Raw genomic sequence first — 19849 nt, 5'->3', positions numbered from 1 at the left:
GGTGCCAGTTCCCTCGGAAGGAAGCGATCAGCGAACGTCGAAACGATCGGCATTCATGACCTTGGTCCAGGCTGCAACGAAGTCATTTACGAACTTCTCTTCGTTGTCGTCCTGGGCATACACCTCTGCATAGGCCCTGAGGATGGAGTTGGAACCGAACACCAGATCCACACGGGTCGCCGTGAACTTGGTGTTGCCGCTCTTACGATCAACAATGTTGTAAGAGTTATTGCCCGCCGGCTCCCAACGATTGGCCATATCGGTGAGGTTCACGAAGAAGTCGTTGGTCAGCTGGCCAACGCGGTCCGTGAACACACCGTGCTTGGTGCCGCCATGGTTGGTGCCCAACACGCGCATGCCTCCCAGCAGGACGGTCATTTCCGGTGCGGTCAGCCCCATCAACTGGGCGCGATCGAGGAGCATTTCCTCCGGTTTGACCACGTAGTCTTTCTTCTGCCAGTTCCGGAAACCATCTGCCAACGGCTCCATCGGCTCGAAGGATTCGGCGTCGGTCATCTCGTCGGTCGCGTCGCCCCGTCCTTTCAGGAACGGTACGTGCACCGCATGGCCTGCCGCTTTGGCCGCCTGCTCGATGCCCAGGTTGCCACCCAGCACAATCACATCGGCAATGCTCGCGCCGGTCTCGGCCGAGATCTTCTCGTACACCTTGAGCACCTTCGACAGGCGGTCGGGCTCGTTGCCTTCCCAGTCTTTCTGCGGAGCCAGGCGAATGCGGGCACCATTGGCGCCGCCACGCATGTCAGAGCCACGGAAAGTGCGGGCGCTGTCCCACGCGGTAGCGACCAGTTCGTTGATGCTCAGGCCGGCTTCGGCAATCTTCTCCTTCACCGCCTCTTCGATGTAGTTGGTCTCGCCCTGCGGGACCGGATCCTGCCAGATCAGATCTTCCTCCGGCACTTCCGGGCCGATATAGCGGGACTTGGGCCCCATATCCCGGTGCGTCAGCTTGAACCAGGCACGGGCAAAGCAGTCCTTGAAGTATTCCGGATCGGCCATGAACTTCTCACAGATCGCGCGGTACTTCGGATCCATCTTCATGGCCATGTCCGCATCGGTCATGATCGGGTTATGGCGGATCGACGGGTCGGTAGCGTCAACCGGCTTATGCTCTTCCTTGATATCAACGGGTTCCCACTGGTTCGCACCGGCCGGGCTCTTTTTCAGTTCCCACTCGTAACCGAACAGGAGATCGAAGTAACCCATGTCGAACTGGGTCGGATTGGTGGTCCAGGCGCCTTCAATACCCGAGGTAATGGCGTTGGCGGCCTTACCGTGCATGTTGGGATTGATCCACCCGAAGCCCTGCTCGTGGACATCGGCCGCTTCCGGCTCCGGCCCGAGGGCTTCGGCATCACCATTACCGTGCGTCTTACCAACCGTGTGGCCACCGGCGGTGAGCGCAGCGGTTTCCTCGTCGTTCATGGCCATGCGGGCAAAGGTTTCACGCACCTGTTCGGCGGTTTTCAACGGGTCGGACTTGCCGTTCACCCCCTCAGGGTTCACATAGATCAGGCCCATCTGGACTGCCGCCAGCGGGTTTTCCATGGTGCCCGGCTTATCGACATCCTCATATCGGTTATCCGACGGTGCCAGCCATTCTTTCTCAGCGCCCCAGTAGGTGTCTTTCTCGGGATGCCAGATATCCTCACGACCAAACGAGAAGCCGAAGGTTTTAAAGCCCATGGATTCATAGGCCACGTTGCCGGCGAGGATAAACAGGTCGGCCCAGCTGACCTTGTTGCCATACTTTTTCTTGAGCGGCCACAACAGGCGACGCGCCTTGTCCAGGTTGCCGTTATCGGGCCAGGAGTTGATCGGCGCAAAGCGCTGGTTCCCGGTACCGGCCCCGCCACGGCCGTCGGCGAGCCGGTAGGTGCCCGCAGCGTGCCAGGCCATGCGGATCATCAGGCCACCGTAATGCCCCCAGTCGGCCGGCCACCAGTCCTGGCTGTCGGTCATCAGCGCATGCATGTCTTTCTTAAGCGCATCAAAGTCGAGTTTCCGGACCTCTTCCCGGTAGTCGAAATCGTCGCCCATCGGGTTGGTTTTCCGGTCGTGCTGATGGAGGATGTCGAGGTTGAGCGATTTCGGCCACCAATCCTGGTTGCCGGTGCCACCGCTTCCCAGATTCGTCATCGCCCCGTGCATCACGGGACACTTGTTATCACCCATGGTTGTTCTCCATATGTTGTCGCATTGAATCACGCAAACTCATTGGCAGACGACGACAGCCATACGCCTCATCGTTCGCTCTTCCTTCGGGCGTCGTCCAGCGTTCCGTCTTCTGTATGAATAGGTGTAGCAGTGGCCTCTCGGAGTCGCTAGTTGCTTTTTCCAACCGTAGCAATAGCTTTTGATTTTCACCCCTGTTCCCCAGACAAGAGCTGCTGTATGATGAATACTGTATTTTTATACAGTTTCGATCAAACGACGAGGCCCCCATGGCAGTACAAGCACTCTATTATTCGGATAAGGACGGGCTGGAAATGGCGCTGAAAAACCCCGACACCATGCTCTTTCAATCCAAAGCCGAAGCAGACGCCCGCGACAAGATTCTGGAGCTGGCCGAGAACATTCAGCTGTTCCTCGAGCGCAATGTGGAAGGGCTCGGGGAAGACCTGGCGGAAAAATGCGCCATGGCCATCGCTGAAGAGAAAGACCTGTTTCAGAAGGCCCTGAAGAAACCGCAGCTGCTGAATGAAACTGAGGCGCCATCTGGATAAAAAACCACCAATAAGGGATAATGACGGTCACTTTTCAGCCAACCCATTACCCTGTTAGCCAATCACCATGCTGTTAACCGATGTTGTTCAATTACTGGTTTTCATTGCCCTGTTGCTGAATACCGTGCACCTGATGCCATCCCTTGGGCGGGCGGTGCGCGGTCGCATCCGGACCCTGCAACCGGGCTTCCATTTCGCCATTCTGGGTACACGACTGTTCCGCAACCTGACCGGTCTGCTGCTGGTGCCCGCCACCGCAGCACCGTCTGCCGGAGTACAGGCACTGGTACCTGTCGGCATCGCCACGTTCGTCGCGCTTGCGGTCGTCAACGCCTGGCTGACCCACCGTCAGCAACAGTGTTTCGAAGCCTGGGCCGAGGATCAGTGCAGAAGCGAATGAATAAACCGTAGTGGCGGACCCACGCCACACGGCCTAGGCTTTCAATCCAGTTGTCCGACTACCCAGAGGAGACGTTCATGGTTTCGACACAGTGGATTGATATTCCCAGCCCCGACGGCAAGACATTCGATGGTTACCTGGCGCTCCCCCCTACCGGGAGCGGGCCGGGCATTGTTCTGATCCAGGAAATCTGGGGCGTCAACGCCCACATCCGTACCGTGGCCGAGCAGTACGCCCTGGATGGGTACGTGGTCCTTGCTCCGGATGTGTTCTGGCGCCAGGAGCGCCGGGTCGACCTGACTTATGACGAAGAGGGAAGCGCAAAAGCGTTCAAGTTGATGCAGGCAGCCGACTTTTCTCTCGCCGGCGAAGACGTTGCGGCAGCCGTGAATTGCCTGCGCCAACGTAAAGAGGTGTCGGGAAAAATCGCGGCGATGGGCTACTGCATGGGCGGCCAGCTTGCCTATCGCGCCGCCGCGACCGGCAAGCCCGACGCGGCCATTTGCTATTACGGCGGCGGCATTCAGAACAACCTGGATCTGGCCGAGAGTGTGCAGGTTCCGATCCTGTTCCACTACGCCGGGCTGGACAGGATGATTCCGGCGGAAGCCATTTCCCGGGTTCGCGAGGCGTTCTCCGACCATCCATCTGCGATTTTCCACGAATACGCCAACGCCGACCACGGGTTCAACTGCTGGGCACGACCCACCTACAACCAGCACGCGTCCGCCCTGGCCCATGGCCGCAGCCTGCAGTTCCTGGCCGAACACCTCGACGCCTGACTGTGTTCCCGGTCAGCGTCTACGGCGCTGATGCAGAAGCAGCACCAGGCCGGCGACCGCTACGATGGCACCGGTCAGCGGAAACGCCAGGCCAAAGCCACCGAACTCGAGAATGGCCCCGAATAAAAGCGGGGCCAGGAAGTTCACCGCCCGGTTTGCCATCAATCGCATTCCCAGGGCGCCCGATCTCTGCGCCGGCTCCACGTTCTCGGCCAGGATCACCATGGAAAGCGGCTGGGAGATTCCCGAACCGACTCCGACAAACACCGAAAACACGCCAATCATCACGGCCTGCTCACTGAACCCGAGCAGGGCCAGGCCGCCAGCCAGCAACCCCAATGACAGAACAAGCGCCACGCTCCGGCCACCAACAAGCGCTATCACTCGCGCCATGAAGGGCCGGATGAGCATGGCCGCCGTGGCCCGGAGGCTGACCAGCACCCCGATCACCGACGCACTGACCTCCAGGTGATCCAGATAAACCGGCAGGTAACTCCCATGGATGCTCATGGCAAACATGGCCGCCGCCGTGACGCCCACGGATACCTGAACTCCCTCGTTCCTGCCCAGCAACGCGGCCTGGGCCCGAAAGCCCGTGACTGACCGGTCAACCTTCAGTCGCTCTCGGGCCAGCCCCGTCAGTCCTCGGGACGATACCGTCGCCAACATCGCAAAGACCACCATGGTCATGAAGGAGAGATCAGTCTCGCCAGTCAGATGAATGAGGCCACCCGCGATCAGCGGGCCGACCACTTGCCCACCGGACAGCCAGGTGGCATACCAGCCAAAGTACCGCTCAAGTCGCTCGCCGCTGGCCAGTCCCGAAATGACTGATTGTGCCGCCAGCACCATCTGTAACTGGGCAAGGCCAAAAAGCAGTTGCCCGGACAGCAATCCCGCGTAGCCCGGCACCCAGATCATCGCCAGGATCCCGGCCACCAGAATGCCGCCCCCCAGGACCATCACCCGCTGACCACCCCAGCGGGTCACCAGCCCCCCCATCGGAATGGCAAACAGCAGCGGCAGCAGGAACGGCGCGCTGAACACCACCCCCAGCATCAAGGGGGATGCCCCCAGGGACAGGGCATACACCGGCACGGTCACCTGGAGCATCGAATAGATGACGAAGACGAAGGTCAGCGCCACGCAGGCCAGCCGGAAATTCCGCGCCGACTCCTCCCCGGCGGGCTGTTGGGCATCGGATTTCGAATCTTTCAAACAGGACCTCTTGAATATGCGCCAGACGGAGACGCCATGAGACACCCGTCCGCACTTTCCGAAATAAACTTTGCAGGCTAACTAACCAATGCTAACATACTTCGCATGCTAACCTTAAATCCGACCAACGATTCCGAACTGGGCCTGCAGCTGGCCCACGCGCATAGGCTGTGGCGCGCCGTCATCAGCCAGACCGTCGCGCCCCTGGGGCTCACACCGCCCCGGTGGACGCTTCTTGTGGTCCTCCGGCATCTCGGGGAGGGCGCCACCCAGAAGCAGCTGGCCGAAGCCCTGAGCATCGAACTGCCCTCCCTGACCCGCACCCTGTGTCAGCTTGAGGATCAGGGACTGATTGCACGGCAGGTGCGTGCGGACGATCGCAGAGTCCGTGAGGTCCGTTTCACTGCGGAGGGTCGCCGGGTATTGTCGGCACTCGATGCCCGCGCCAATGAAGCACGGGCGCAACTGCTTGACGGTATCCCACCCGACGACCGCGAACACCTGCGACGCATGCTCGAACGCATCGAAACCAACGCCTGCCACTGCCTCAAAAACGGCTGAACAGAGAGAGACTTCATGGCTCCCGAACAGAGTTTCGCCCGCTGGATTCGCGTGGCAATCATTGCTTTCGTCCTTCTATTTATATACTACCTCCTGGCCGACGCTTTTCTGCCGGTCACACCTCAGGCACGGGTGCTCCGCCAGGTGACCCGGATCGCGCCTGAAGTGAGCGGTGAGGTGGTCGCCGTCGAGGTGGCCAATAACCAATCGGTGCAGGCCGGCGACGTATTGTTCAGGATTGACCCCGAACCCTTCCGACTTGCCGTTCAGAAAGCGGAACTGGCCCTGGAACAGGCCCGGCGCGAGAACGACGAACTGGATGCCGAACTGGCCGCCGCCCGGGCCGATCTGAGTGCCGTCAGGGCCGCGGCCGAGGAAGCATCGCGCCAGCGCAAGCGGGCCGATTCACTGATGCAGTCCGGCAGCATGTCATCCAGACAGTACGATGAGATTCTGGCGCGCTATCACTCCACCACGGCTGCGGTGGCGTCGACTCGTGCCCGAATCCAGTCCCTCGAGGTCAAACGCGGTGAAACCAGCCGGGATAATCTGCGGCTGCGACAGGCAAAAAATGCCCTGGCGACCGCCCATCTGAATCTGGAGCGGACCACGGTTCGCGCCCCCGGCGCCGGCCGGATCAGTAACCTCCAGCTGGCAGAGGGCGATTACGTGAAAGCCGGCGCGCCGGCCCTGGCGGAAATCGGCGCCCGCCTGGATATCGTTGCGGACTTCCGGGAAAAGAGCCTGAGGCATGTCAGCGAAGGCGGACCGGCCTGGATCGCGCTGGACGGCCTGCCGGGCCAGGTGTTTCCAGCACATCTGGCATCCCGGGACGAGGGCGTCAAAGCGGGACAGCTCATCGCCGACGGCAACCTGACCAGCATTCCCACCACCAACCGATGGGTCCGGGATGCCCAGCGGATCCGCGTGCACCTGACACTCGACCGGGCTCTGCCGAAGCTCCCGGCCAGCGGCGCCCGCGCCACCGTGCAGCTTGCACCGGAGTCCAATCCGTTGGCCGGTGTGATCGCACAGGGTCAGATCACCTTGATGAGCTGGTTGCACCATGTCTACTGATCGCCCGGCACTGGACGGCAACGGTCTGCGTCAGTGCCTGCGCATCGCCTTCGGTGGACTGACCGGGCTGGTCATCAGCAAACTGATGGGCTGGAATTACGGGGTTTTCTTTACCGTGTTCCCGATGTTCCTGCTCGCCATGATTCCGGTACTCAACGCCCACGTGGTGCGGCAGTTCCTGGCCAGCGCCGTGCTGACCGGTATCGAAGTGAGTCTGGTGACCGGCCTGACCGAGCACATGCCCCTGATCAATACCGCGCTGGTGTTTCTGATTTTCTGCGGTCGCTTCCGGCTCATGGCCCGGGGCCCGATGTTCCTGTTCGGTGCGAATGGCGTGTTGACCCTGAGCATCATGTTCCATTTCGCCAGCTATCCCGGGGTCGACGTGTATGATCTGGTCACCAGCAACTTCGTGGCCAGTGTCCTGGCAGTCTTGATCGCGGGTCTCATGCACTGGCTGTTTCCCGACGTGGCACCGCGTCAGGCCATGGCCCGGCCGGCCAAGCCTGAAGCGCAGGTACGCCACGAAACCCTGATGGGCGCGGTTACCGCCACGCTGTCGTTCGCCACATTCCAGATCTTTGACCTGAGAGATTCGCTCTCGGCGCAGATGGCCACGATCCTTATTCTGTTTGCCCTGAGCTTCCCCGGCGCCCAGACCTCGGCGTTCAAGCGGGCGATAGGCGCGTTGTTGGGCTGCAATCTGGCACTGGTGATGCAGGTGGTCCTCTACAATCAGAACCACCACATACTGCTGGTGATTCTCGCCTACTGGCTGGGACTGATGATCTTCGCCCGCGTGCACCTTCTGGAGGGGGGCGGATCGGCTATCGGTTTTGGTGGACTGACCACCCTGGGCATCCTTTTCGGACAGTATCTGGCCCCCCATCAGGATCTGATCTACAGCGCTCTGTACCGGTTTTCGTCGATGGCGGTTGCACTGGTCGCCACGCTGGCGTTCATGGCCTGCCTGCATTGGCTGCTCAACCGCTGGACCGCCACGCGCGCCCACGATCGCGATCCCCGGGAGATATTCGAATAGTGCGAACAGACCGGTTCTGGCACTCTGCACGTATTCAGATCAGCGACTTTGGCAAAAATGCCGTTTATTGAATCAAAGACAACACACTGGGAAAGAGGGAACCATGAATCCGACGATTGAACTGCTTAAATCTCATCGCTCCATCCGGAAATTCAAGGATCAGAAGATTCCCCGAGACCTGTTCGAAGAGCTTATCCGCGCCGGTCAAAGTGCGGCCACCTCCAATCACGTCCAGGCCTACACCATTATTCACGTGGTAAACCCCGACAACCGGAAAAAAATCGCCGAACTCGCCGGTGGTCAGTCCTATGTGGCAGATGCTTCCGATTTCCTGGTCTTCTGCGCCGACATGAAACGATCCACCGAAGCCGCCGAGCGGGCGGGCGCGGATGTGGTCCGTGGCACGACCGAACAACTGGTGGTTGCCAGCGTAGACACAGCTCTCATGGCACAGAACGTTGCCATTGCCGCCGAATCCGAGGGACTGGGCCTGTGTTACATCGGCGGGATCCGGAACAACCCCGCCGACGTCGCAGACATCCTTCGACTACCGGAACACGTGTACCCGGTCTTCGGCATGTGCCTGGGCTACCCCGACCAGAATCCGGAGGTGAAACCCCGGCTGCCTATCAGTGCAATCCTCAAGGAAGACTATTATGATGACCGCCGCGACGAGGAGCTGGTGGCGGAATTCGACGACAGGATGCACCGCTACTACCTGGAAAGGACCGGTGGCAACAAGGAAACCAACTGGTCCGAGCAGCTCAAACCGCTGTTCACGACGAAGTTGCGCCCCCACATGCGGGACTTCCTCAAAGGTCGTGGATTCGGGGTCAAATGATCCCGGATACAGAGCCGCTAATTGACGGTTATCAACTATTACATCGATATTTTCGATAAATACGTATTGCTAAAACCGGTTCTAATTGCTCGCAGTTTCGACTAAAGTATGACCCCTTTTGTTTGGGCACTACTGAAAAGGTCACGAAATGGCGAGTCAAAATACCGATATCCTGCTGATTGGAGGGGGCGTAATGAGCGTTACGCTCGCCTCCCTGATATCCCAGCTGGATGGCTCGCGATCCATTACCCTGGTCGAACAGGCCGGACAACTGGGCGATGAAAGTTCCGAGGCCTGGAACAATGCCGGCACAGGTCATGCCGGCTACTGCGAACTCAACTACACCCCTCAGCAGGCCGACGGCTCAATCGAGACCAAGCGCGCTCTCGCCATCAACGAGCGCTTCGAGATTTCACTCCAGTTCTGGAGTTCGCTGGTCAAACGCGGCCTTTTACCGGATCCGGCACACTTCATTCATAACGTGCCCCACCTGAGCTGGGTCCAGGGCGCCGATGCCTGCGACTTCCTGCGGCGCCGGCACGCTGCGCTCCAGTCCCACCCCCTGTTCGGGGAGATGGAGTTCAGCGAACAGCCTGAGACGCTGAATAACTGGCTGCCGCTGATCATGGGTTCCCGTCCGGACAACACGCCTGCGGCCGCAACGAAGGTCGCTCACGGCAGCGACGTTAACTTCGGGGCACTGACCCGCCTGCTCGGCCAGACACTGTCAAAACAGGACAATACCGATATCCGTCTGGGCACCCGGGTGACCGGCCTGAAGCGGGACGGCAAGGGCTGGCGCGCAACGGTAAAGCACCTCGAGACCGGCGAGACCACCGAGATAAACGCCGGGTTTGTCTTCATCGGCGCCGGTGGCGCGGCGCTTTCCCTGCTCCAGAAAGCGGGGGTACCCGAAGCGCGTGGTTACGGCGGCTTCCCGGTCTCAGGCCTCTGGCTGGCCTGCGAAAACGAGTCACTGGCCCTCGACCACCACGCCAAGGTCTACAGCCAGGCGCCGGTGGGGGCACCCCCCATGTCGGTGCCTCACCTCGACACCCGATTCATCGACGGCAAACCGGCGCTGTTGTTCGGTCCCTTTGCCGGCTTTACCACCCGCTTCCTGAAAACCGGAGGCATCCTCGATCTGGTCAAGTCCGTGCGCGGACACAACCTGCGCAATCTGCTCGACGTTGCGGTCGCCAACTGGCCACTGACCCGATACCTGATCAAGGAAGCGCTCAGCTCAAGGGACGCGCGGCTGGACGAACTCAGCAAGTTTTTTCCGGACCACGATCCGGAGCAGTGGCACCTGCGCCGGGCCGGGCAGCGGGTTCAGATCATCAAGCCCAACGAGCGCAATCGCGGCACACTGGAGTTTGGCACCGAAGTCCTGACCACCGGGGATCGCTCGCTTGCCGCGCTGCTCGGGGCCTCCCCGGGCGCCTCCACCTGCGTATCCGCCATGCTGGACGTGATCGAACGCTGCCTCCCGGAACTGGCAACCGGCAGCCATCGCCAGACCCTACAAACACTGATCCCGAGCTACGGTCAGTCACTTCTTACCGACCGTTCCCTGCTCGGGGATGTGCGGCAAATGACTGTTTCCACGCTTGGGCTGAATTCAAAGTCCTCTCAACCCTCAAAACTCACCTCTGAACGGAGTGTTTACTCATGATGATTGGTATACCTAGGGAGAGAACGGCCGGAGAAAACCGTGTCGCTATCATACCGTCGGGCATCACCGAGTTGATGGAAGCCGGCTATGAAGTCATTGTCGAGAGCGGGGCCGGCCTGGCTGCCCACTTTACCGATGACGAGTACCGCCACTGCGGCGCGATCATTGCCGATGACGCCGAGTCCCTCTACCGTCAGTCCCAGATCATTCTGAAGGTCCGGGCACCGGAGAAGGACGAAGCGGCGCTGATCCAGTCCGGTTCCACTCTGATCTGCATCCTGGACCCCTGGTTCAACAAACCTCTGCTGGAACAACTGGCAAGCCAGTCCGTGCAGACCTTTGCCCTGGACCTGGTGCCCCGCACCACCCGCGCCCAGTCCATGGACGTACTCAGCGCCATGGCCGGCATCAGCGGTTACCGTGCGGTGCTCAGCGGCGCCATGTCCCTGCCGCGTTACTTCCCGATGCTGATGACCGCCGCCGGTACCATTCATCCGGCGCGGGTACTCGTGATCGGTGCCGGGGTTGCCGGTCTGATGGCTATCGCCACCGCTCGCCGCCTGGGTGCCGTCGTGGAAGCCTACGACCTGCGTCCGGAAGTAAAGGAACAGGTGGAGAGCCTGGGTGCGGACTTCATCGAGATCGAAGTGCCTCAAACCGATTCCACCGGTGACAGCGGTTACGCCAAGGCCCAGAGCGAGGAGTTCTACAAGAAGCAGCGCCAGCAGCTGTCTGATTGTGTTGCCCGCGCGGACCTGGTCATCACCACCGCTGCCGTGCCCGGCAAGCGTGCGCCCCAGCTGATCGATGGCGACATGATTCACCGCATGAAGAGCGGTTCGGTCATCGTCGACCTGGCAGCCGACAAGGGCGGCAACGTCGAGGGCACGGTCCTGAATGAAAAAGTGGACGTCGATGGCGTCACGCTTGTGGGCCACGCCAACCACCCCTCCCGGGTACCGGTCCATGCATCCCAGCTGCTGACCCGCAACATCACGGGCTTCCTGTTCAACATGACGGAAGAAGGCAAGCTGGCGCCCAGCATGGAAGACGACATTGTCGCCGCCACCCTGGTCATAAAGGACGGCGAGATTCTTCACGGCAAAGAGCCCAAGAAGGCCGAGAAGCCGAAGAAATCAGAAACCGACGTTGAGGAAAAAGCCTGATGGAAATGTTTGTTCTGAGCTTCACCATTTTCATTCTCGCCCTCTTTGTAGGGGTCGAGCTCATCAACAAGGTACCGCCCACGCTGCACACGCCGCTGATGAGTGGTACCAACGCCATTTCGGGCATTGTCATCGTCGGCGCCATCATCAGCGCCGGCAGCACTGACCTGTCGCCCACCGTGGCCGGCGTTCTCGGCTTCCTGGCCGTGACCCTGGCCAGTATCAACATCGTGGCCGGTTTTCTGGTCACGGACCGTATGCTGAACATGTTTAAGCGGAAAGGATAACCATGTTTGTACTGATCAACTTTTCATATCTGGCGGCTGCGGTGTGCTTCATCCTCGGCATCAAGGGCATGACCAAGCCCACCACCGCCGTACGGGGTAACCAGATCGCCGCCATCGGCATGCTGATTGCCGTGGTCGCAGCCCTGCTCGACAAAGACATCATCAGTTATGCCACCATCATCGCAGGTATGCTGCTGGGTGCTGGCATCGGTGTCTGGCTGGCCAAACGAACCGCCATGACCCAGATGCCGGAACTGGTGGCAAGCCTCAACGGCATCGGTGGTGCCGCGTCCGTTGCCGTGGCTTCAAGCACCTGGCTCAACGCCCTGGCAGCCAACAACCTGGGCTCCAGCGGCTGGTCGGTCGCCATCCTGGCGTCCATCATCATCGGCGCCGTGACCCTGACCGGTTCCCTGGTGGCGGTACTGAAGCTCAAAGGCAGCATTGGTGAAACCACCAAAGGAAAGCTGTGGCAGGCGGTTACCCTGATCACCCTGATTGCCGTGATTGTCGGCAGCGCCCTGTTCATCACCAGCAGCGAACACAATCCGCTGGCCCTGGCCGCACTCGTGGGCCTGTGCCTGCTGCTGGGTGTTGGTCTGGTGCAGCCGGTTGGCGGTGCGGACATGCCGGTCGTGGTTGCCCTGCTGAACGCTTATTCCGGTCTTGCCGGCGCGGCTACCGGCTTCGTGCTGGACAACCAGGGCCTGATCATCACCGGCTCCCTGGTCGGCGCCTCCGGCCTGATCCTGACAGCCGTTATGTGTAAGGCCATGAACCGTTCACTCCCGAACGTCCTGTTCGGCGGCGCGTTCGGTCAGACAGACAGCGGTCCGAAGCAGGACGAGGGCGAGTTCTACGCCGGCAAGGTCAAGTACGCGACCCCGGACGATCTGGCCCTGCTGCTGGACGGCGCCCGCAATGTCGTCATGGTTCCGGGCTACGGCCTGGCCGTAGCCCAGGCCCAGCACGCGGTTAAGGAGCTGGCTTCCCAGCTTGAAAAGCGCGGTGCCAAGGTCAGCTACGCCATCCACCCGGTTGCCGGTCGTATGCCGGGCCACATGAACGTACTGCTGGCTGAAGCGGAAATTCCGTACGACCAGCTCAAGGACATGGACGCGATCAACCCCGAGCTGCCCCAGGCAGACGTGGCCATCGTTCTGGGTGCCAACGACGTCGTCAACCCGGCTGCCGCCGAAGATCCGGGCTCGCCCATCTACGGCATGCCGATCCTCGACGTCCACAAGGCCAAGACGGTCATCGTGGTCAAGCGGAGCCTGTCGCCGGGCTTTGCAGGCATCCCCAACGGCCTGTTCATCCGCGACAACAGCCTGATGGTCAAAGGCGACGCCAAGGACGTGCTCCAGGCGACAACCAGCGCCATCAAGGAACTGTAAGCCGGCACTATCGGCGCAGATACAACCCCGGGCCCTCACGGCCCGGGGTTTTCTTTTTCCATCCCCGCTTTATTGCTATTCATCCTCGATCACCAGAACCACCAGCTCCTTCGGGCCGTGGGCACCATAGGCCAGCACCTGTTCGATATCCGCCGTCTTGGAGGGTCCCGAAATCAACAGGGCATTGGTGGGCAAACCCGACGACCAGTTGTGTCGCTGCATCATGGTATAGAGATTGTCCTCAACCTGACTCGCCCTCAGCAGGGCAATGTGCAGCGGTGGCAGCAGACTCATCAGCCGAGGCTCATGTCGGTCTGGCCAGAGTACCAGCGAACCGGTGGCGGCAATGCCCCCGACCGTTCCGGTGATGCTGGCGTCCACGCCCCAGAACAGGGTGTCTTTCCACTCTTCAACCGGCCGGTCGTAGGCCACCAGTTCAATGGTTGGTTCCGTGGCCTGCCAATGCTCCCCCAACTGTTTGCCATGGTCGGTTTCGGGCGCATACAGCAGATTGTTGAGATTCCGCCTGGACAGAATACCGGCCACGGTTTTCGGCCAATCCTTGCTGCCAACGGTATGGACTTCGGTATGTACCGCCTCCATCAGGCTTCGTAATCGTCCGATGCGATCTTCCGGTGCGTATTGCCAGGGTTCGGTGACCAGTCGCTCATCGAAGTCATCCGGACGTGGCGTGGCTCCGGAGAGTCCGGCCCGGAGCTTGTTCAGGATATTGTTCCGAGCATTCATATTACTGCCCTCCCTGTCGGGCCAGATGATCTTTTGCCAGGTCGTGCAGCGATCGCCGGGCCGGCACTGGCGCGGTGTGGTTATCGGTCCAGGGGCCTGCTTTCTTCGGCGTCAGTTTCCGGAACCGGGTGGCACCCCAGAGAAACAGCCGATAGATTCCCGGGCGTGAATTGAGCTGTTGCCACAGACGCCAGATCAGGCGTTCACTCCGGGAGTATTTTGCACCACCATCTTTTACCCCTGGTTCCTCCTCCGGGCTTTTCACATTCTCCTGGCGCAGGCGCTGGAGCAGTTCGGGAATCGGAATCTTGACCGGACACACCTCGCCGCAGGCCCCACACAGGGATGAAGCACTGGGGTGATCCGGCACCTTGTGCAGGCCCACCATGTGTGGCGTGATGATCTTGCCGATGGGGCCCGGGTAGACTTCGCCATAGGTGTGCCCTCCCACACGGGTGTATACGGGGCAGTGATTCATGCAGGCACCGCAGCGGATACAGTTCAACGTCTGGCGCATCTGGGCGTCGGCAAATGCCCCGGTGCGACCATTGTCCAGGAGCACCAGGTGCACCTCTTCCGGCCCGTCGAGCTCCTCTGGTTTACGTGGGCCGGAGATCAGGTTCACATAGGTCGTGATCGGCTGACCGAGCGCGGAGCGGGTCAGCAGGGACAACAGTGGCACCACATCACGCAGGTTCTGGACCACTTTCTCGATACCGGTTACCGCAATATGAACCGGCGGTGCGGTCGTGCTCATCCGGCCATTGCCCTCGTTCTCGACCAGCAGCAATGTGCCGGTCTCGGCAATGGCAAAGTTCACGCCGGAAACGCCCACATCAGCCTCCATGAACTTGCGACGCAGGGCCCGTCGACCGATCCGGATCAGTTCGTTGACGTCATCGGTTTCGGGTTCGCCGAGGTGATCGTGAAACAGCCGGGAGACCTGGCGACGATTCTTGTGGATCGCCGGCATGATGATGTGCGAGGGCTTTTCGTTATCCAGCTGGACAATGTACTCACCCATGTCCGACTCCAGGCTCTCGATGCCCCGCCCGGCCAGGTAGTCGTTCATCTCCATCTCTTCGCTGACCATGGACTTGCCTTTCACTACACGACGGCCCTGACGGCGCTCGATGATGCCATGGACGATGCGATTGGCTTCCTCCACCGTTTCCGCCCAGTGCACATGGACGCCATTTTCGGTCAGCCGGGTTTCCAGCTGTTCCAGCAGGTCCGGGAGACGGGACAGCGCGCGCGCCTTGATCCGGTTGCCCAGCTCCCGCAGACCTTCCCGTTCCTCCTCGTCCGGGAAGGCGTCCGCCCGCTTGGTCATCAACGAATCCATGGCGTTGCGAAAGTTGGTCCGCAGCTGGTCATCGCCGAGGGCCTCTTTTGCCCGCTGGCGAAAATCCCCGGTCAGCTCGGTCACGGGTATACGCTGGCTCATGCGACCTCCTCTTTGGCAGCGCCGGAGACACGTTCCCAGAGGAAACTGGCCAGATGGCGGCCCCGGAATACTTCGCCCTGTTTGTCGAGCGAGCCATTGATGTTCAATAGACAACCGCCGTCGGCCGTCACCATTTCATCGGCGCCGGAAGCCATCAGCGATTGCGTTTTGTCTTTCACCATGGCGCCGGAGATTTCCGGCATGCGCACCGAAAAGGTGCCGCCAAAACCGCAGCACTCGCTTTCATGATCGTGCTCGACGCGCTCCACATTGGACAGCTTGCCCAGCAGCTCACGAGCGTGCAGGTGCGTGTTCATCTCCCGCCGGGCCGAACAGGAGGTATGCAGCGCCACCCGGGTTGGCGATCCAAGGTCCTGCCAGTTCACCTGACAGACGTGGACCAGGAATTCGGCCAGTTCGAAGGTCTGTTCCGACAGGCGTTCGACTTTCTCCAGCATGCCGGCATCGCCGGCGAACAGCTCCCGGTAGTGCTGGCGAAACATTCCGGCACAGGATCCCGAGGGGACCACCACAGGCAGGCCCGCATCCAGCACCTCCAACTGGGCCCGGGCGACTGCCTTCGCTTCCGCCACATACCCCGAGGTCCAGGCAGGCTGGCCGCAACAGCTCTGATTCGCCGGAAAGTGGACCCGGATACCCTCCCGCTCCAGCAACCGGATTGCGTCAAGGCCGGCCTCGGGGAAAAACAGGTCTACCACGCAGGTACCGAACAGGATGACCTCGGTCGGTTTGGCGGGGTAATGACGGGGCACCGGCCGCTCGGGCGCAACCCGGGTGGCATTGGGCGCGGCGTCGTAAAACAGCTCACTCATCGGGATCTCCTTGGCATTCGCTCTGGATCCGGAACGAACACTCAAATTGGTCAGACCATTAGACATTTTGAAGGAACCAAATTAGGAGCGTAACGACAGGCCAGTCAAAGGAGCCACATAATACTTTGGTATCAATCGGTATTGAGCACCCTGTAAACACAAGGGGCAGAGGCAGTACACTATTTATTGGTAAGACCAATTTTGAACCAAGGTGAACGGCGCCATCATGCCCATCGGGAAAATCACCCCTCAGCGACTGGCGGACACCATCGTTGAACAGCTCGAAACGATGATTCTGGAAGGCACCCTGAATCCGGGTGCGCGACTCCCACCGGAACGCACCCTTGCCGAACAGTTCGGCGTTTCCCGACCCTCCCTGCGGGAGGCCGTGCAGAGGCTCGCTGCGAAGGGGTTGCTGATCAGCCGTCAGGGGGGCGGCCACTACGTCACCGAGAATCTCGGAGCCAGTTTCAGCGATCCGCTGATCGAACTGCTGGAGCAACATCCCGAGGCCCGCCGGGATCTTCTGGAATTTCGCCGTACTCTGGAATCCGACTGTGCCTACTACGCGGCCCAACGGGCGACCGAAGCGGACCGCGCCCGGCTCACCGAAACCCATGAAGCGCTTCAGGCCTGCTACGCTGATGATTCGGGCCGGAACGTAGAGGCCGAGGGCGAAGCCGACGCGCACTTTCATCTGGCCATTGCCGAGGCCAGCCACAATGCGGTCCTGCTGCACACCGTCCGGAATCTGTTCCGGATGCTGCAGCGCAGCATGGTGACCAACATCGACGGCATGAACGCCAGCGAAATCGAAAACCGGGACGGCCTGAGGCAACAACACCGCCTGCTTTTCAACGCCATCATGGAAGGTCGCGCGGAGGATGCCCGTTCACTGGCGGGCACCCATATCCAGTATGTCCAGCGGGTACTGTCAGAACGCAGTGAAACCCGCCGGCGGCAGGAACGGGAAAGTCGGCGGGAATTGCTGTCCCGGGGCCGGTCCGGAGAAGCCAGGTTTGATCCCGGCGGTTCACCCACTGATCGGTCCCGGTAAACCGGCCGTATTCCTCCGTCTCGCAGTGCCGTTCATAACATCGACAATCTGAATCTGGAGGACACTTATGCAGACCCTTTTCCGTCGTTCCATGACCACTGCCCTTGTGGCAGGCACCCTTTTTGCCGGACAGGCCTGGGCGGGAGCCCCCATGGTCAAGGAACAGGCCCCGGGCTACTACCGGATCATGCTGGGCAATTACGAGATCACCGCCCTGTCTGATGGCACCGTCAAACTGCCGGTCGACGACCTGCTGCTGAACACCACCAAGGAGCACGTCCACAAGCGGCTGGCCCACAACTTCCTGTCTGCACCTGTAGACACGTCGGTGAACGGCTACCTGATCAACACCGGAGAGAAGCTGGTGCTGGTCGATACCGGCGCCGGCAGCCTGTTCGGACCGACCCTGGGGAACCTGGTCGACAACCTGCGTGCCGCTGGCTACGAGCCCGAGCAAGTGGACGATGTCTTTATCACACACATGCACCCGGATCACGTCGGCGGCCTGATGTCCGACGGCAAGATGGCCTTCCCCAACGCCACCATCCGGGCCAGCCAGGACGATGCCGACTACTGGCTCAGCGAGGCCAACCTGGAAGCGGCCAATGAAGACGCCAAGGGGTTCTTCAAGGGCGCCATGGCGTCTCTGAACCCCTATGTAAAAGCGGGCCACTTCAAGGCCTTCGAGGGTGACGCGCAGCTGCTCCCTGGCATCGAGGCCGTTGAGGCTCCGGGGCATACGCCCGGGCATACCATGTATCGCGTGGAAAGTGATGGCCAGGTGATGATGCTGTGGGGCGACCTGATTCACGTGGCGACGGTACAATTCCCCGAACCCGATGTCGCGATCCAGTTCGACACCACTCCCGAGAAAGCCGTGATGGAACGCAATCAGGAGTTCGCCCGGGCCGCCGACAAGGGCTACCTGATCGGCTCCGCTCACCTGTCATTCCCCGGACTCGGCCACCTCAACAAAGCCGGGGAAGGGTATGAATTTGTGCCCGCCAACTACCACGGCGGCCTCTGACCGGCACCGTAAGCCAGGCCGGGGCATCAACGCCCCGGCTCAGCCCTCCCTCTTCTCCCAGACGGTCACTTCCGAGAAGCTGTGTTGATATTTGTTCCGCGTTTCCCGGATCACAAAGGGGACGCTGTGGGGCTCCAGCAGGAGTCTGAAATGCGGCGCAAGCAGGTCTTTAAGTCCGTCGAGGGTCGTGTAGGCTTCCCCGTTCCGAACAAAGCCGCCGACCCATTCCGCCTTCGGCGTATACTCCTCCAGCCACGTATACGGAGACGCGATCACCAGCAGCCCCTGATCGTTGATCCGCTCATGGATGCGGGTCAGAAAGTCGGCGGGTTTATAAAGGCGATCAATCAGGTTGGCGGCGAGCACCAGATCGTAGCCACCGAACCCTGAACCCAGCTGACACGCATCGCCCTGGTGAAAGGCGACCTTCCCGGCGGTATCTGCCAGTCCCAGAGAAGCCAGGCTGACCTCCCGGTGGCTGAACAGCTCCCCCTCCTCCGGCCGCGCATAGCGCACCCGTCCCTCCCGGGCCATCGCCGAGGCCTGCCGCACGAAAGCGTCGGAGAAATCAATGCCATCGACATGATCAAAGTGGGTCGCCAGCTCAAAGGTCGCACGCCCGCAAGCGCACCCGAGATCAAGTGCTTTTCCGGGGTACCGACCGTCCATGGCGTCGATGCACAGTCTCGCCAGTTCTTTTGGAAAGTTCGGCTCGCCATGCCAGGTCTCACCGAAGTGAAATTCCAGGTATTGCGCCAGGGTCGTGTTGTTTTCGTAGTAATTGTCTGCCGGTGCCACGTGCGTCTCCTCTGTTCCGTTGCCTATCCCCTGGTGCAACCGTTACTGGGCCAGTTTGGGATAGAGCGGCTCGATGACGGGTTTCAGGCCCTTTGCATCGTCGATAAACAGCTGCAGATGGGGAAACGGCCGCTCAACCAGTAGCGTGATACCGGCAATAAAATTGGACAGTGTCGATTGCGCGGCGAAGCCCACCGCAATACCCACGACGCCCAGCCCGGCAACGATCGACACCACATCAAAGCCGAACTGGGCCAGGACAGTGGCAATCGCGAAGGTCACCAGTAGTACGGAAAACAGGTTTTCCACCAGCTGGCGTATGGAGGGATCCACCCGATAGCGGGTCATCGAGCGCCGGAGGACATGGCCGACAATCAGCCACCCCAGATAGAACCCCATGGCCATGAAGCCGGCCTTGGCCGCCGCGGCAAGAAACGCAGCCCCGGCGCCGAACTGAGCCAGTATGGCCAGAACAGCGCCCAGTATCGCCAGATACCGCAGGGCGGACTTTGCATGCCCGAACGCCGAAGATTGAGCTCTCGACCGGCCAATCACCAGGCGCGCGACCCAGGTAATGAGCAGGTACCCTCCGAAGAAGAGCGCGAGATAAACGAGGGAAACCAGAAACTGACTCAGCAGGTAAACACCGAGTTCACCAAGATTTACCGGACCGCCTCCGAGCGCATCCAGAGTGTCCCCCAGATTCTGCCTCAACTGCGCGACCAGGGCCTCGATCAGATTCTCCGCCAT

At 60.7% G+C, this 19849-nt stretch carries 20 protein-coding genes; 13 read left to right on the top strand and 7 right to left on the bottom strand.

All coding sequences use genetic code 11. The annotated features are described in order from the left end of the window. Positions 1 to 27 precede the first annotated feature (27 nt). Positions 28 to 2193 carry a catalase/peroxidase HPI gene (gene katG / locus MLD04_RS12790; protein ID WP_248158964.1) on the bottom strand — a complete coding sequence of 722 codons (2166 nt, stop codon included), beginning with the start codon at positions 2191 to 2193 and terminating at the stop codon, positions 28 to 30. Positions 2194 to 2462: 269 nt separating this feature from the next. Here katG and MLD04_RS12785 point away from each other — a divergent pair, with 269 nt between their 5' ends. The 3 genes from MLD04_RS12785 to MLD04_RS12775 all read left to right on the top strand — a co-directional run bounded on the left by MLD04_RS12785 (position 2463) and on the right by MLD04_RS12775 (position 3926). Further along, on the top strand, positions 2463 to 2744 hold the full coding sequence (locus tag MLD04_RS12785) for a YebG family protein (RefSeq protein WP_248158963.1): 282 nt from the start codon (positions 2463 to 2465) through the stop codon (positions 2742 to 2744). 67 nt (positions 2745 to 2811) lie between these two features. Further along, complete coding sequence (locus tag MLD04_RS12780) at positions 2812 to 3144, top strand: hypothetical protein (protein WP_248158962.1); 333 nt, start codon at positions 2812 to 2814, stop codon at positions 3142 to 3144. Between the two features lie 77 nt (positions 3145 to 3221). Next, positions 3222 to 3926 (top strand): dienelactone hydrolase family protein, encoded by a 705-nt coding sequence (locus MLD04_RS12775; protein ID WP_248158961.1) that lies wholly within the window; start codon positions 3222 to 3224, stop codon positions 3924 to 3926. A 12-nt stretch (positions 3927 to 3938) separates the two neighbouring features. Here MLD04_RS12775 and MLD04_RS12770 read toward each other — a convergent pair whose 3' ends face one another. Then, complete coding sequence (locus MLD04_RS12770) at positions 3939 to 5144, bottom strand: MFS transporter (RefSeq protein ID WP_248158959.1); 1206 nt, start codon at positions 5142 to 5144, stop codon at positions 3939 to 3941. A gap of 105 nt (positions 5145 to 5249) precedes the next feature. Between MLD04_RS12770 and MLD04_RS12765 the strand changes: the two genes are divergently transcribed. The 8 genes from MLD04_RS12765 to MLD04_RS12730 all read left to right on the top strand — a co-directional run bounded on the left by MLD04_RS12765 (position 5250) and on the right by MLD04_RS12730 (position 13190). Further along, positions 5250 to 5705, top strand: coding sequence for a MarR family transcriptional regulator (locus MLD04_RS12765; protein WP_248158958.1), 456 nt, complete (start codon positions 5250 to 5252; stop codon positions 5703 to 5705). Between the two features lie 15 nt (positions 5706 to 5720). Then, positions 5721 to 6782 carry an HlyD family secretion protein gene (locus MLD04_RS12760; RefSeq protein ID WP_248158956.1) on the top strand — a complete coding sequence of 354 codons (1062 nt, stop codon included), beginning with the start codon at positions 5721 to 5723 and terminating at the stop codon, positions 6780 to 6782. Next, the gene (locus MLD04_RS12755; RefSeq protein ID WP_248158955.1) at positions 6772 to 7824 is read left to right on the top strand and encodes a DUF2955 domain-containing protein; all 1053 of its coding nucleotides are present in this window, start codon (positions 6772 to 6774) and stop codon (positions 7822 to 7824) included. Before MLD04_RS12760 ends, MLD04_RS12755 begins: the two co-directional genes overlap by 11 nt. Before the next feature lie 103 nt (positions 7825 to 7927). Next, the gene (gene nfsA / locus MLD04_RS12750; RefSeq protein ID WP_248158953.1) at positions 7928 to 8665 is read left to right on the top strand and encodes an oxygen-insensitive NADPH nitroreductase; all 738 of its coding nucleotides are present in this window, start codon (positions 7928 to 7930) and stop codon (positions 8663 to 8665) included. A 148-nt stretch (positions 8666 to 8813) separates the two neighbouring features. Beyond that, on the top strand, positions 8814 to 10340 hold the full coding sequence (gene mqo / locus MLD04_RS12745) for a malate dehydrogenase (quinone) (RefSeq protein ID WP_248158951.1): 1527 nt from the start codon (positions 8814 to 8816) through the stop codon (positions 10338 to 10340). Beyond that, positions 10337 to 11506 (top strand): Re/Si-specific NAD(P)(+) transhydrogenase subunit alpha, encoded by a 1170-nt coding sequence (locus tag MLD04_RS12740; RefSeq protein ID WP_248158949.1) that lies wholly within the window; start codon positions 10337 to 10339, stop codon positions 11504 to 11506. The genes mqo and MLD04_RS12740 overlap by 4 nt, the downstream gene beginning before the upstream one ends. Then, entirely contained in the window at positions 11506 to 11793 is a 288-nt protein-coding gene (locus MLD04_RS12735; RefSeq protein WP_008940433.1) for an NAD(P) transhydrogenase subunit alpha part 2, read from the top strand. The genes MLD04_RS12740 and MLD04_RS12735 overlap by 1 nt, the downstream gene beginning before the upstream one ends. 2 nt (positions 11794 to 11795) lie before the next feature. Then, positions 11796 to 13190 carry an NAD(P)(+) transhydrogenase (Re/Si-specific) subunit beta gene (locus MLD04_RS12730; RefSeq protein ID WP_248158948.1) on the top strand — a complete coding sequence of 465 codons (1395 nt, stop codon included), beginning with the start codon at positions 11796 to 11798 and terminating at the stop codon, positions 13188 to 13190. 75 nt (positions 13191 to 13265) lie between these two features. Here MLD04_RS12730 and MLD04_RS12725 read toward each other — a convergent pair whose 3' ends face one another. The 3 genes from MLD04_RS12725 to MLD04_RS12715 are packed head-to-tail and all read right to left on the bottom strand — an operon-like array spanning position 13266 to position 16217. Next, a complete protein-coding gene (locus MLD04_RS12725) occupies positions 13266 to 13937 on the bottom strand; it encodes a LutC/YkgG family protein (protein WP_248158945.1) in 672 nt (223 codons plus the stop codon). A 1-nt stretch (position 13938) separates the two neighbouring features. Next, positions 13939 to 15384 (bottom strand): LutB/LldF family L-lactate oxidation iron-sulfur protein, encoded by a 1446-nt coding sequence (locus MLD04_RS12720; protein WP_248158942.1) that lies wholly within the window; start codon positions 15382 to 15384, stop codon positions 13939 to 13941. Continuing rightward, positions 15381 to 16217 carry a (Fe-S)-binding protein gene (locus MLD04_RS12715; protein WP_248158940.1) on the bottom strand — a complete coding sequence of 279 codons (837 nt, stop codon included), beginning with the start codon at positions 16215 to 16217 and terminating at the stop codon, positions 15381 to 15383. The genes MLD04_RS12720 and MLD04_RS12715 overlap by 4 nt, the downstream gene beginning before the upstream one ends. Positions 16218 to 16443: 226 nt before the next feature. On the opposite strand from MLD04_RS12715, the gene MLD04_RS12710 reads away from it, so the two are divergent. Further along, positions 16444 to 17274: a GntR family transcriptional regulator gene (locus MLD04_RS12710; RefSeq protein ID WP_248158938.1), complete on the top strand. Its 831-nt coding sequence runs from the start codon at positions 16444 to 16446 to the stop codon at positions 17272 to 17274. Positions 17275 to 17341: 67 nt separating this feature from the next. Beyond that, positions 17342 to 18301: an MBL fold metallo-hydrolase gene (locus MLD04_RS12705; protein ID WP_248158936.1), complete on the top strand. Its 960-nt coding sequence runs from the start codon at positions 17342 to 17344 to the stop codon at positions 18299 to 18301. A gap of 39 nt (positions 18302 to 18340) precedes the next feature. Here the strand turns inward: MLD04_RS12705 and MLD04_RS12700 are convergent, their stop codons facing one another. Beyond that, positions 18341 to 19099, bottom strand: a complete 759-nt coding sequence (locus MLD04_RS12700; RefSeq protein WP_248158934.1) for a putative 4-mercaptohistidine N1-methyltransferase — start codon at positions 19097 to 19099, stop codon at positions 18341 to 18343. A 42-nt stretch (positions 19100 to 19141) separates the two neighbouring features. Further along, entirely contained in the window at positions 19142 to 19849 is a 708-nt protein-coding gene (locus tag MLD04_RS12695; protein WP_248158932.1) for a mechanosensitive ion channel family protein, read from the bottom strand.

Source organism: Marinobacter koreensis (assembly GCF_023156285.1).
Taxonomy (GTDB): Bacteria; Pseudomonadota; Gammaproteobacteria; order Pseudomonadales; family Oleiphilaceae; genus Marinobacter; species Marinobacter koreensis.
This window is presented reverse-complemented; position numbering and strand designations above follow the sequence as displayed.